The sequence below is a fragment of the Bacillus massiliigorillae genome (genome assembly GCF_000380245.2).
Lineage (GTDB): Bacteria > Bacillota > Bacilli > Bacillales > DSM-1321 > Bacillus_AD > Bacillus_AD massiliigorillae.
In genome coordinates this window covers 40054-52468 of sequence record NZ_HG428747.1, presented here as the reverse complement: position 1 = coordinate 52468, position 12415 = coordinate 40054, and the positions used below count along the sequence as shown (strand labels likewise).

At 34.7% G+C, this 12415-nt stretch carries 11 protein-coding genes; 6 read left to right on the top strand and 5 right to left on the bottom strand.

Features of this window, described 5'->3' with window-relative positions:
- Positions 1 to 127: 127 nt before the first annotated feature.
- From TX86_RS23940 to TX86_RS23930, 3 genes are all read right to left on the bottom strand, one after another.
- Positions 128 to 1357 carry a hypothetical protein gene (locus TX86_RS23940; protein ID WP_042352864.1) on the bottom strand — a complete coding sequence of 410 codons (1230 nt, stop codon included), beginning with the start codon at positions 1355 to 1357 and terminating at the stop codon, positions 128 to 130.
- A 315-nt stretch (positions 1358 to 1672) separates the two neighbouring features.
- Positions 1673 to 2395: a FadR/GntR family transcriptional regulator gene (locus TX86_RS23935; protein ID WP_042352862.1), complete on the bottom strand. Its 723-nt coding sequence runs from the start codon at positions 2393 to 2395 to the stop codon at positions 1673 to 1675.
- Positions 2392 to 3765, bottom strand: a complete 1374-nt coding sequence (locus TX86_RS23930; RefSeq protein ID WP_042352861.1) for an FAD-binding oxidoreductase — start codon at positions 3763 to 3765, stop codon at positions 2392 to 2394. Before TX86_RS23930 ends, TX86_RS23935 begins: the two co-directional genes overlap by 4 nt.
- Before the next feature lie 203 nt (positions 3766 to 3968).
- Between TX86_RS23930 and TX86_RS23925 the strand changes: the two genes are divergently transcribed.
- Both TX86_RS23925 and TX86_RS23920 read left to right on the top strand, forming a co-directional pair.
- On the top strand, positions 3969 to 4493 hold the full coding sequence (locus TX86_RS23925) for a GNAT family N-acetyltransferase (RefSeq protein WP_042352859.1): 525 nt from the start codon (positions 3969 to 3971) through the stop codon (positions 4491 to 4493).
- A 115-nt stretch (positions 4494 to 4608) separates the two neighbouring features.
- Positions 4609 to 5622 (top strand): LacI family DNA-binding transcriptional regulator, encoded by a 1014-nt coding sequence (locus tag TX86_RS23920; RefSeq protein ID WP_042352858.1) that lies wholly within the window; start codon positions 4609 to 4611, stop codon positions 5620 to 5622.
- Positions 5623 to 5814: 192 nt separating this feature from the next.
- On the opposite strand, the gene TX86_RS23915 is transcribed toward TX86_RS23920, so the two are convergent.
- A complete protein-coding gene (locus tag TX86_RS23915) occupies positions 5815 to 6498 on the bottom strand; it encodes a class I SAM-dependent methyltransferase (protein ID WP_042352856.1) in 684 nt (227 codons plus the stop codon).
- A gap of 128 nt (positions 6499 to 6626) precedes the next feature.
- Between TX86_RS23915 and TX86_RS23910 the strand changes: the two genes are divergently transcribed.
- Positions 6627 to 7499 carry a LysR family transcriptional regulator gene (locus TX86_RS23910; RefSeq protein ID WP_042352854.1) on the top strand — a complete coding sequence of 291 codons (873 nt, stop codon included), beginning with the start codon at positions 6627 to 6629 and terminating at the stop codon, positions 7497 to 7499.
- Between the two features lie 169 nt (positions 7500 to 7668).
- Here TX86_RS23910 and uptA read toward each other — a convergent pair whose 3' ends face one another.
- Positions 7669 to 8268: an undecaprenyl phosphate transporter UptA gene (uptA, locus tag TX86_RS23905; RefSeq protein WP_042352853.1), complete on the bottom strand. Its 600-nt coding sequence runs from the start codon at positions 8266 to 8268 to the stop codon at positions 7669 to 7671.
- Between the two features lie 269 nt (positions 8269 to 8537).
- Here uptA and TX86_RS23900 point away from each other — a divergent pair, with 269 nt between their 5' ends.
- The 3 genes from TX86_RS23900 (at position 8538) to TX86_RS23890 (ending at position 12396) form a co-directional block, all read left to right on the top strand.
- Positions 8538 to 9776: an MFS transporter gene (locus tag TX86_RS23900; protein WP_042352852.1), complete on the top strand. Its 1239-nt coding sequence runs from the start codon at positions 8538 to 8540 to the stop codon at positions 9774 to 9776.
- 30 nt (positions 9777 to 9806) lie between these two features.
- Positions 9807 to 11312 (top strand): glycoside hydrolase family 32 protein, encoded by a 1506-nt coding sequence (locus tag TX86_RS23895; protein WP_042352851.1) that lies wholly within the window; start codon positions 9807 to 9809, stop codon positions 11310 to 11312.
- Between the two features lie 73 nt (positions 11313 to 11385).
- A complete protein-coding gene (locus TX86_RS23890; protein WP_042352850.1) occupies positions 11386 to 12396 on the top strand; it encodes a carbohydrate kinase family protein in 1011 nt (336 codons plus the stop codon).
- The last annotated feature ends 19 nt before the right edge of the window (positions 12397 to 12415 follow it).

Below are 12415 nucleotides of genomic sequence, written 5' to 3'. Positions count from 1 at the left end.
TAAATATGTTCGGAAGTAGCTGCGGAAAATAATAATAAAAAAGCAGTGAATAGCTTCTTGTATGAAAGTTCACTGCTTTTACTTTTATCGTTATTTACTATATTACAATGATAATATTTTATAAATGTCAGTCGACAGTTTGTGGTTCTTTTTCCGTTGCATCAGTATCTTGTTTCAACCAGTTATATATATCGATTAGTATAGGGGCAGTAGCTATGATCGTTTCCTCATCTAAATTAATGTTAAACATATTGAACAAGCTATCATTTTCTTCTTTGTTATAAATATTGGTTAGGGTTGTAACTATATTTAGTATGTCGAAGCTTTGTTCATCATCGTCATTCATATTATTAAAAAAGTAAGGAAGTACTTTAGTGAGAGTTGTAAAATTTTCGTGCTGTAATAAACCATTTAAAAATCCGCCATTCTCGTCGTTATCATCGTCTGTTTGATTTTTAAAGAACTGGGATAGGACACTTGAAATAGTTGTTAAACTGTTAGCGTCTAAATTAATGTTGAACCTACTAAGTATGCCATTTTCTTGGGAATCTTCACTGTTCTTTTCCTTATTCATGTAGTGTGATAAGAGATTGGCGATGGTGGTGTAATCATCATCTTCTAAGTTTAAATCGAGCATACCGAATATTCCAAGCTGCTCTTGCTCATTTTCTGTATTGTTAAACAAGTTGGTTAGGAATTTTGTAATTGTCTTTATTGTTTCTCCATCTAAGTTAAAAGGTATATTTCCGGAAGAAGAATATTCTTGTTCCGTTTTATCGGGGTTTATTATGTCGAATAAATTAGTTAAAAATGGGATAAATCTGGTTAATTGCTCTATATCGAAGTCTAGGTTTATTTTAGGATGTGTCATTGAAGTAACTGATGGTATTTGTTGAATTCTCTTTAATTCCTGTAATATTTTGTTTTGTAATTTCCCGCTTTGCATATCAGAAATATTTTTCTTTTGTTGATAGATTGAATGGCTTTGCAAAGTAGCGTAAAAGTTATTCAGGTGTGTAGAAATTTCATGTAGTATTTTTTCTTGTCGATCAACTTGTTTACATAATAGAATAGCTTGTTCTTCGTTAATGATTGAAATATACCTCGGTGAAAAAGAACGAATATTTGTTGTGTCATACAAAACCTCATTTAGAATATCCTCTGCAATATCAATTTGTCTTCGCATTTTATTTATTACACTTTTAGTGATTTTCGGTTTACATGTATATGCATAAAACTGAAAATTTGCTAAGCGATCTAATAGTTCATTTAATGTCAGTTCTTGTCGTTTAATTTGTCTTACTATTCTATGATAACTATTATGTTGAGCATCTGATAACTGCTTCATTTGCATCATACTTACTCTCCCTTCAAACATAAGTGCAAAATTAGAAATAATGAAATACCTACAGCTATTAGAATGTTTAATGTAGTGAAATAACCTAGCGTTCATAGGTATTCTACATATGCTATGTATGGGTGTTTTAAATTGTATAGACAAATTCACTATAAATATTAGATTTTATCGTGTTGAATCAAGATATCTTTGAAATGGTTCCAACAGCTATTAATCAAATCATGGTTGAAGAAATCTATAGGAAGGTTAGATTGTTTAATAAAAAATAATAAAATCCCTAGATTGCTCCATAATGAGTAGTCTAGGGATTTTCTATTATTCAACATCTTTAATTGTTGCTTCGGTCATTTTTTGCCGAGTTTTCGTAATATGATTTTCCATTAATTTTTTCGCACTATCAGCATCACGGTTTGCAATAGCCAGATATAACTCTCTATGTTCACTAAAGGTTTCTTGAAAATATGTTGTATTAGAGAAACGATAGTTGCGAGTAATGCGAATAGTATTCTTCATATGCTCCCCTAATATTTGAACTAACCCTAATAAAATGGAGTTATGGGCAGCTTCAGCAATACTATAATGAAAATTCAAATCCGCCATTAATCCTTTTTCCTCATCGCCACTTGCTATACGCATATCTTCAATACACTTTCGCATTTTTTCTAAATCATAGCTATTGGCTCGATATGCGGCTAAATAAGCACATTCCGATTCTAACGCTTGTCGTGTTTCTAACATTTCATATACAAGATAGTCATCAGGATGCATGATGGCAGTTGATAAATCGTCAATTACTTTTTGAAGATCAGAAGCTTTAATAAAGGTACCATCACCTTGTTTGCTTTCTATAATACCGTGAATTTCTAAGGCTCGTAATGCTTCACGAATCGAAGTTCGACTCACGTTAAAGCGTATAGCTAAGTCCCGCTCAGATGGTAATTTATCTCCAGGAATAAACTCGCCAGCTACTATGGACTCTTTAATACGATGAAAAATAATTTGATATACCTTTTGGTTTTGTTTTGGCGGAGGGATCATTCATTAATATCCCTGAAAATCTTTCCTGGATTTAAAATATTATTTGGATCTAATGTCTTCTTAATGCTTTTCATTACTTCAAAGGCAGCTCCATGCTCAAGGGATTGATATTTTGCTTTACCAATACCTACGCCATGCTCACCTGTACATGTGCCACCCTTAGATAATGCAAAGTTTACGATATGTTCATTCAATTCTTTAGCTTGATTTACTTCCTCAGTATTAGACAAATCAATCATCATTAGAACATGATAATTGCCGTCACCTACATGTCCAACGATGGCTGCATCGAGTCCCATATCTTCAATTTTTTGTCGTGAATTAAGAATGGCAGATGGTAGCTCATTGATTGGCACACTTGCATCTGTAACCATTAATTTCTTTCCAGGCGCGCTATGAATAAATGAGTAAGCAAGGTTATGGCGTAGTTCCCATAAGGCATTTCTTGCTTTAGAATCTTTTTCAAAGTCAAAGTTAATACAGTTCATATCTTTTAAAATTTCTTGTGTAAAAGTTACATCATAGTCTAAAGCGGCCTCACTACCATGGAATTCGAGGAAGAGAGTAGGTGCTTCCTCAAATGAAGCCTCCAAAGAAGTATTGACTTGTTGAATACTCCTTGTATCCACGAGCTCAATTCGAGCCATTGGAATACCGGCGGACATTACGGCGACAACAGCATCTACAGCATTTTGAATCGTTGGAAAAGTTGCACGTGCAGCTGTGATTTTTTCAGGAATACCAAAAACACGTAGCGTTAATTCCGTAATAACACCAAGCGTTCCTTCTGAACCAACCATTAATCCATTTAAATGCAGACCTGAAGATGATTTTGCTGAAAGACCGCCAGTATGTATAATCGTACCATCCGCTAGAACTACTTCTAAATCACGTACTTGATCACGCATGATGCCATAACGAACCGATGTTGTACCGCTCGCATTTGTAGCAGCCATACCACCTAATGTGGCATCCGCCCCTGGATCAACAGTAAAGAATAACCCGTGCTTATTCAGTTCTTTATTAACTTGTGTCCGAGTTACGCCAGGCTGAACACGTACTAGAAAATCTTGATTTCTCACTTCTAGTATTTGGTTCATTTGGGACATGTCTAAAGAAATTCCGCCATGCTCTGGAACAACATGACCTTCTAAGCTTGAGCCAAGACCAAAGGGAACAACAGGAATTTTGTTGTTATTGGCGAATTGTAATACTTTACTTACTTCTTCGGTTGTATTTGGAAATACGACTACATCTGGAAGACATGGCGTATGATATGATTCGTCATGACTATGTTGTTCTAAAATAATATCATTTGTTGTAACTTGTTCTTCTGAAAGAATAGTTCTTAATTGTTCTATTAGATTCATTTTCTCACCTCAATGAAATATTGGTCCAACCAATACTAGAATAAACTTAATTTTTAGAAAATACAAACTTTTATAGTGAGGTCTCAAATGTTGATTGTAATTGCCTATTATTACCCGGTGTTTAAAGAATTAAGTATAGAAACGTTTTAGGATGGTGGGGATGGTCTTATAATGAGATTAAGTAGAAAAGTGAGGGAGAAAAAATGAAGAAAATACTTGAGACTGACCGAATATATCTTAGAGAAATGACAGTTGAAGATTACGATCAATTATGTGAGATATTACAAGATGAAGAAGTAATGTATGCGTATGAACATGCATTTAGTGATGAAGAGGTACAAAATTGGCTCACAAATCAGCTGAAAAGGTACAACCAATATAGATTTGGCTTATGGGCGATTATTGATAAGCGAACGGGGTCCTTTATAGGTCAAGCAGGGCTTACAATGCAGCCTGTCGAAGATACAGATAAATTAGAAATCGGTTATTTACTTAAGAAGAAATATTGGCATCAAGGTTTTGCGACAGAGGCTGCGATAGCTTGTCGGGACTACGCTTTTCATCAGCTTCATTATGATTATGTAACAAGTATTATCAGAGATAATAATGAAGCATCAAAAGCTGTAGCGAAGCGGGTAGGAATGAAAAAAGTGAAACAAATTGTAAAACATTATTACAATATGGATATGTTACATGATGTGTATATGATGACTAAGGATGATCAGTAAGGTTAGACCAATTTCTATGAAATAATGCTATGCTATAATTATTGAAAAATAATTTTGGTTAAAAGGTAGCATTGTTTATAAATAATGATGGATATTTCAGAGAGGGTTTGTATAGATGGTAGCCAAAGGTAATAGGAATAAACCTAGAATTAAAGACGTAGCTGAGAAATCAGGTGTATCTACTGCAACTGTTTCTCATGTTATTAATGGAACTCGCTACGTTTCAGATGAGGTAAGTGAAAAAGTGAAAGCAGCCATGAAGGAATTGAATTATACACCTAATCCAATTGCTAGATCACTGAGAAGTCATCAATCTTATTTAGTTGGCTTAATTATTCCTGTTAAGAATCCAGCGGATATGGCAAACTTGTTCTTCATGGCGATAGCACAAGGTATCGAATCAATATTAACAAAGAACGGTTACAAGTTAATATTATGTAATTCGTATGAAGATATAGAAGTAGAGAAAGAGCATATTCAAATGTTTAATGCACAATTAGTCGATGGCCTAATCTTGGCACCATCTGGTGAAGATTACAGGAATCTTACTGAGCAATACCCAGTCGTATTTATTGATCGAAAACCGAAAGTCTATCAAGGTGACTGCGTATTGGCAAATAACTGTCAGGGTGCTTTTGAAGCGACGGAATATTTGATTAAACAAGGTCACAAGAAAATTGGATTTATTAATGGAAACGGTGGATTAACAACGGATCGGGCTCGCTTAGAGGGATATCAGAAAGCGCTTTTAAAGCATGGGATTATTTATGATAAAAACTATGTGAAAGAAGATTGTGTTTCAGTAGAGCATGGATATTCATTAACAAAAGAGTTAGTTGAACAAAAAGATGTATCAGCTGTTTTTATAGCAAATAATATTTTAACAATGGGTGCCATTTCATACTTTCAGGAATGTCATATAAATATCCCGGATGAACTAGCTATTATTGGCTTTGATGATTATGAATGGACTAAGATTATAAATCCACCTTTATCATGTGTGCGTCAGCCAGCGTTTGAGATAGGGCAGAAAGCTGCTGAAGTTCTTCTTGAACGTATTGCCAATAATGATGCGCCATCAGGGGAATATTTACTGGATACGTCATTAATAGTCAGAAAATCTTGTTAAAAGGTAGAGTGTCTTCCTTGGAGTTATTTGTATTGTATAAATGATAGATGATTGGATGACGAATATTTCTATTCCCACTACTACTGCTTTTTCTTTGCAATTTGTTTACTTTTATTAGAACAGGCGCGTAAATCAATTAGTCGAAAATAGAGAGAAGAAACCCAGCGATTGAAACAAATCGCTGGGTTTCTTTTATATTTTTCGTCCAAACAATACGACAAAGTTAAAATATTTATATATACAATCAACATCTTGAAATCCACTTTCTGTTAACCAATTTAGTTGATCAGCAAGAGTAGCCATTTTATCAAGCTTCGTTCGTTCAAATGCAGCTGTTAGTTCTTGTTGTGTTAAACCGCTTGCTTCAATTTTTGCTTTCCAATCATTTGTGTAAAGTGTTTCAATATAAGCTGTTTGTCCAAGTACTTGATCAGCGTTAATAAAAATACCATTTGGATTAAGTAAGTCATATATTTTGTTATATAATTTTTGTTTTTCTTCATCCGTTAAATGGTGGATGGAAAGAGAAGAGATAACGATATCGAACGTACCTTTGAAATTATGAGTAGTATAGTCAGCGTTAATATAGTCTATGTCCTTATCATTTTGAAATCGTTCTTTGGCGACATCTAGCATCTTTTCTGATAAGTCAATAGCGGTGATATGTGCTTGTGGATACTTCTCTTTTAAGAAAGAAGCAAAAAGACCTGTACCTGCACCAATTTCTAAAACGGTAGGCGCATTATTTTTTGTTTCAATAATGGAAATAGGAATGGAGTAGAAATCATGAAAGCAGGGTATTAATCTTTTTCGTTGATTATCATAGTGTGGCGCATTTTCGTTAAATTGTTCTTTTACATGTTGTTTCGTTGTCATATAAAAATCCCCCTTTTTTTAAAAATGTTCGTTAGGAAAATTATAATGTGTTTAGTATATAATGGAAAATAATAAAAAGCATGGGTTTTAATAACGATTTGTTATTAATGGGAAAGGTTGTCATGTTAATGGATATGAAATGGTTGAAAACGTTTATTGTTGCTACGAAATATGAAAATTTTCGAAAAGCCTCAGAAGAATTATATTTAACACAGCCTGCTGTAACGAAGCATATTCAACGATTGGAACATGAATTACATATCGAATTATTTAATCGAGTAGGAAAAAATATTTCGCTGACTCCTGCTGGCTATAAGTTCTTAGCATCTGCAGTTCAAATTATGAATAAATACGAGCAAGAAATGGAGGAATTTGAGGGGTGGAAACAAGGGTATAATCGTAAATTAACAATTGCTGTGGCTCCACAAATTGCTGCTTCTGTTCTCCCTTCATTTCTTCGGAATTTTATAGATAAACATTCGGATATAGAAGTAATTATTAATGTAGTCAGCTCATATAAAATTGGGGAAGAAGTAAGTTTAGGTAGAGCTGATATTGGACTGACAAGGATGCAGCCTATTCAAACTGATGTAAGTTGTAAAACAATACATCGTGATCCTGTTATTATGGTCGCCCCAAATTTAATAGGAAATGGCCAATATAATGAAGAAGAGATGCTCAAGCAATATCGATTATTAACGAATAATCATCCAGCATATTGGGATGAGCTATTATCAGAACTTAAAAGAATGTATCCTTATGTTCGCACATTACCTGTTACACAGATGGAAATCACAAAACGGTTTATTGAGCAGGGGTTAGGCGTTTCGTATTTGCCTTTGTCAATGGTTCAGGAAGAATTGAATAATGAGGCATTGGTTGAAATCAAAGATTATCAAATTACACTCCCTGTTTCTTTTACGTATATCATCATGAAAGTTGAAACATCTGAGGTAAAACAATTCGTTGTAGAGTTAAACAAGGCTTTTGTGAAAGAATAAAGAATTTAGTTTGAGAGTGTACTATGAATGGCTCATATTAATAGCTCATCGTAGCATTTCTATCTACCTCAACAGGAAGAACAACATCTGTTGAGGTGAAAGTTCGTACGAGAAAAAAGAAAAACTACTAAATGAGATAGTAGTAATCGCCCAACTATAGGAAAAACAATCATATAGATTCTTGTTTTCTTCTTTTTAATGTTATTACTATATAAGCAATGATGCTTATGAGAGCAATAATTATTACAGGTTGTACATATGGCTTTGCAAATTCATTAATTTGCCCCCAGTTTGATGATAATCTTTCTCCAAGATAAACGAAAAGTATAGACCAGGGAATAATGGCAAGCGTCGTATAGAGTGTGAATTTTTTTATGGGCATTTTTGAAATACCAGCAGGAATTGAAATAGCATGTCTAACAATCGGAATGAAACGAGCTGTAAAAATAACTCCTATCCCGTATTTCTGAAACCATTTTTCTGCTAAATCAATTTGCTTTTCGCGTATAAAGAAGTATTTCCCGAATTTTTTTAAGAATGGTCTTCCGCCATATTTTCCGATCCAATATATGAGTAATTGTGCAATTACCCCTCCGATTGTACCGGCTACTACAGCTCCTAAAAAACTAATTTCTCCAATTGAAACTAGATATCCAGCATAAGAAAGTACGATTTCGCTTGGAATCACTTCAATCATTAATGCAAAAGTAATCCCGAGATATCCTAGTTTCATCAATACAAGTAAAAAAGAATGAATTAAACCACTCATTGTATATCCCCTTTCTAGATCTAGCTTAATTGAGGAACATTAAATAATTATTAAAATACGAGGTGTATTTAATAAATATAAACTCTATCAGAGAAATCCTCATTAGTAAAAGAGAAAGGCTAGTATGTTAGGCTAATGCCGAAAATGATTTTTTAATATAATTTTACTGTTGACTCTTTTTGAAAACGCTTTTATAATCTAGTTAAACGATTACGTAAACGATTAACTAAAATGAAAACGGTTTAATTTTCAGGAAGAAGGGATTCGTTATGGCATTAGGTGCAAAGAAAAATTATTGGTTATTAAGTGCATTTTTCTTTTTTTATTTCTTTACATGGTCTTCATGTATGGCATTATTCTCTATTTGGTTAGGTCAGGATATTCAATTAAGTGGTGCTAGTACCGGTATTATCTTCTCGGCAAATGCTATTTTCGCTTTAATCATGCAGCCACTTTATGGTGTAATTTCCGATAAAATTGGATTGAAGAAACATATATTATGGTTTATTGCTGGTTTACTGGTTTTATCTGGTCCATTTTTCATTTACGTGTATGGCCCATTATTGAAATATAATGTATTACTTGGTGCAATCGTTGGTGGTGTATATTTAGGAGCTGCTTTTCAAGCTGGTTGTGGAGCAGTTGAATCATATATCGAAAAAATTGGTCGTAAATGCGACTTTGAATATGGAAAATCAAGAATGTGGGGTTCACTAGGTTGGGCAGCGGCGACATTCTTTGCAGGACAGCTTTTCAATATTAATCCTAATATTAATTTCTGGATTGCCTCTGGTTCTGCTATCTGTTTAGTTATTATTCTCTTATTAATGAAAATAGATTTAACTTCCTCAGCTTCAGAAGGAGAGCAACAAGAACCTATTAAAATGAAAGATGTTTTTGGTTTATTAAAACTTAAGAAGTTCTGGTTCTTCGTTGTGTATGTATTAGGGGTTGTATGCTTCTACTCTGTGTACGATCAGCAATTCCCGATTTATTATTCTTCACTTTTTGACAGTGTAGCATCAGGGAACCAAATTTATGGTTACTTAAATTCATTCCAAGTATTTTTGGAAGCTGGAATGATGTTTGCTGCTCCGTTTATTGTAAATAAAATTGGAGCAAAGAGAGCCCTTATTTTTGCTGGTTTTGTCATGTCAGTTCGTATTATTGGTTCAGGCTTAGCATTTGAGCCAATCGGTATTTCATGTATGAAATTACTACACGCTTTAGAATTACCAATCATGCTAATTGCGGTATTTAAGTACCTAGCACAAAACTTTGATAATCGCTTATCTTCTACATTGTATTTAGTAGGATTTCAATTCTCGAATGCAATTGCAGCAGCATTCTTCTCACCGGTATTCGGTAAGCTGTATGACTCGATTGGATTCTCGAAAGTGTACTTTATTATTGGTGGAATTGTACTGACATTTAACATTATTTCTTACTTTACATTGATTAATGATAAGAAATCTGAAGCAACAGCAAAATTACAACAAACAGCTTAATAGTTAAAGGGAGAAAGGATTGTTTCATTCATGACTACACAAACTTTAGATAAAAAAACAGTATTGGAACAAGCAAACGAAGCCTTGCAAAAAGCGACAAAGAATGTGAAACAAGATCATCGTTTAGGTTTTCATATTGCAGCGCCAGCTAACTGGATTAACGACCCAAATGGCTTAGTGTACTTCAAAGGAGAGTATCATGTATTCTATCAGCATCATCCTTACGATGAGCATTGGGGGCCGATGCATTGGGGACATGCGAAAAGTAAAGACTTAGTGCATTGGGAGCATTTGCCGATTGCTTTAGCTCCAGATGAAGAATATGACCGTGATGGTTGTTTCTCAGGTAGTGCCATAGTTGATGGTGACACATTATACTTAGTTTATACGGGTCATGTATGGGTTGACCGTCCAAAGGATATCGCGATTCAAACGCAATGTATCGCTTCAAGTAAAGATGGTATTACATTTACGAAGTTTGAAGGAAACCCAGTTATTAAAGAGGTTCCAAGTGATAGTACAGGTCACTTACGTGATCCGAAAGTTTGGAAGCAAAACGATGATTTTCATATGGTTCTTGGAAACCGTACAAAAGATGATATCGGTCGTGCAATTCACTATAGCTCAAAAGATTTAAAGAACTGGCATTATGAAGGTGTCATTGCTAAAAATGAAAGTGATTTAGGCTATATGTGGGAATGTCCAGATTTCATTGAGCTTGATGGTAAGCATGCTTTATTATTCTCGCCTCAAGGAATGAAAGCAGATGGTGATAAATATCAAAATCTATACCAAACAGGTTACTTATTGGGTGACTATAATGAGAGCACTGGAAAACTAACATATGGCGATTTCGTAGAATTAGATCATGGTCACGATTACTATGCTGTTCAAACATTACACGATGATAAAGGTAGACGCATCGGTATTGGCTGGATGGATATGTGGGAATCAAATATGCCAACGAAAGAAGCTGGATGGTGTGGCGCACTAACGTTACCACGTGAATTATCTCTTTCAAAAGAAGGAAAAATCATCATGAAGCCAGTAGCAGAACTTGAGTTACTACGTGATGAGGAATTAGTTATACCTCTAACGGAAATCAATAATGAATGCATTCAAACAAATATTCATGAAGATTTAGTAGAAATTAAAGCAGTTTTCTCGTTAAAAGATGTAACAGCTGAAGAATTCGGTATAAAAGTAAGATGTAGTGAAGATGGTAAAGAAGAAACTATTATTGGTTATGATGTGGCATCTTCTAAGCTATTCCTTGATCGTGAGCATTCAGGTAAGGGTGTAGCAGGCATTCGCAAAACAAAGATGGATGTCCAAGGTGATTCACTAATTGTACATGTATACTGCGACCGTTCTTCAGTAGAAGTGTTTGCAAATGATGGAGATGTAAATATGACAAGTAGAATTTATCCAAATCCTGAAAGCTTACAAGTACAATTCTATGCGAAGAATGGAAAAGTAGCAGTGGAATCTGTACAAGCTTGGAAGTTAAAAGATATTTGGAAAGAAAATAAATAACCGGAATATCAAAAGCCAAGTACTGTCAAAAAGTGCTGGCTTTTTGCCGTATAGGTAAGAAAGAGGTTTAGTTATGGGAAAAGTATTTAGTATTGGTGAAGCATTAATCGATTTTATTCCAGAGCAAAAAGGAAAAGCGTTAAAGGAAGTAGATACATTTGAAAAATTACCAGGCGGCGCACCAGCAAATGTAGCGATAGCAGTAGCCAAATATGGGGGGCAAGCTTCAATGATAACCAAACTTGGTGAAGATGCATTTGGTGATTTCTTAGCTGATATTTTGAAAGAAAATGGTGTAGAAGTAGATAAAGTGTTGCGTACGAAAGAAGCAAATACAGCTCTGGCATTTGTATCTGTTAAGGAAGATGGGGAGCGTGACTTCTCTTTCTACCGAAATCCATCTGCAGATATGCTATTAACGGAAGATGAAGTACAAGCAGATTGGTTCAGTGGAGAAGATATACTTCATTTCTGCTCAGTTGATTTAGTGGAATGCCCAATGAAATACGCACATAAGAAAGCAATTCAAAGCGTGAAGGAAAAGGGCGGTATTGTTAGCTTTGACCCAAATATTCGTTTATCGCTTTGGGACGATCATGATGAATGTAAAGCAACGGTGCAAGAATTTTTACCACTATCACATATCGTAAAAGTATCGGATGAAGAATTAGAATTTATCACAGGCATTGCAGATGAAAAAGAAGCTCTTCAATCACTATTTGTTGGTGATGTAAAAGCAGTTGTGTATACGAAAGGTGCAGATGGTGCCGAGTTGCATTTAAAGAATCAAAGCTTTGTATCTTCTGGTTTTAAAGTAACGGTTTCGGACACAACGGGTGCCGGCGATGCCTTTATTGGTGGCTTGCTATATATGCTAACCGCTCATAAAGTACAGTTAGCGAACGTTGAGCAAATTTTAGCAGATAAGCATGATGACATCCTAACGTTTGCGAATGCGAGTGGTGCTTTAACAGCTTCAGTAAAAGGGGCCATTCATGCAGCACCAGCGAAAAAGCATGTGTTGAATTTCATTCAAACGCGTTTAGGGGAAGATTTCGAAGTGCGATTCGAAGAGATTAAATAATAGTAAAAGAAAGCGATTG

Coding starts and splice junctions, on each gene's coding strand:
- uptA (WP_042352853.1), bottom strand. CDS start 8,268: ATGAGTGGTTTAATTCATTCTTTTTTACTTGTATTGATGAAACTAGGA.
- TX86_RS23910 (WP_042352854.1), top strand. CDS start 6,627: ATGGATATGAAATGGTTGAAAACGTTTATTGTTGCTACGAAATATGAA.
- TX86_RS23935 (WP_042352862.1), bottom strand. CDS start 2,395: ATGATCCCTCCGCCAAAACAAAACCAAAAGGTATATCAAATTATTTTT.
- TX86_RS23920 (WP_042352858.1), top strand. CDS start 4,609: ATGGTAGCCAAAGGTAATAGGAATAAACCTAGAATTAAAGACGTAGCT.
- TX86_RS23890 (WP_042352850.1), top strand. CDS start 11,386: ATGGGAAAAGTATTTAGTATTGGTGAAGCATTAATCGATTTTATTCCA.
- TX86_RS23895 (WP_042352851.1), top strand. CDS start 9,807: ATGACTACACAAACTTTAGATAAAAAAACAGTATTGGAACAAGCAAAC.
- TX86_RS23915 (WP_042352856.1), bottom strand. CDS start 6,498: ATGACAACGAAACAACATGTAAAAGAACAATTTAACGAAAATGCGCCA.
- TX86_RS23925 (WP_042352859.1), top strand. CDS start 3,969: ATGAAGAAAATACTTGAGACTGACCGAATATATCTTAGAGAAATGACA.
- TX86_RS23930 (WP_042352861.1), bottom strand. CDS start 3,765: ATGAATCTAATAGAACAATTAAGAACTATTCTTTCAGAAGAACAAGTT.
- TX86_RS23900 (WP_042352852.1), top strand. CDS start 8,538: ATGGCATTAGGTGCAAAGAAAAATTATTGGTTATTAAGTGCATTTTTC.
- TX86_RS23940 (WP_042352864.1), bottom strand. CDS start 1,357: ATGATGCAAATGAAGCAGTTATCAGATGCTCAACATAATAGTTATCAT.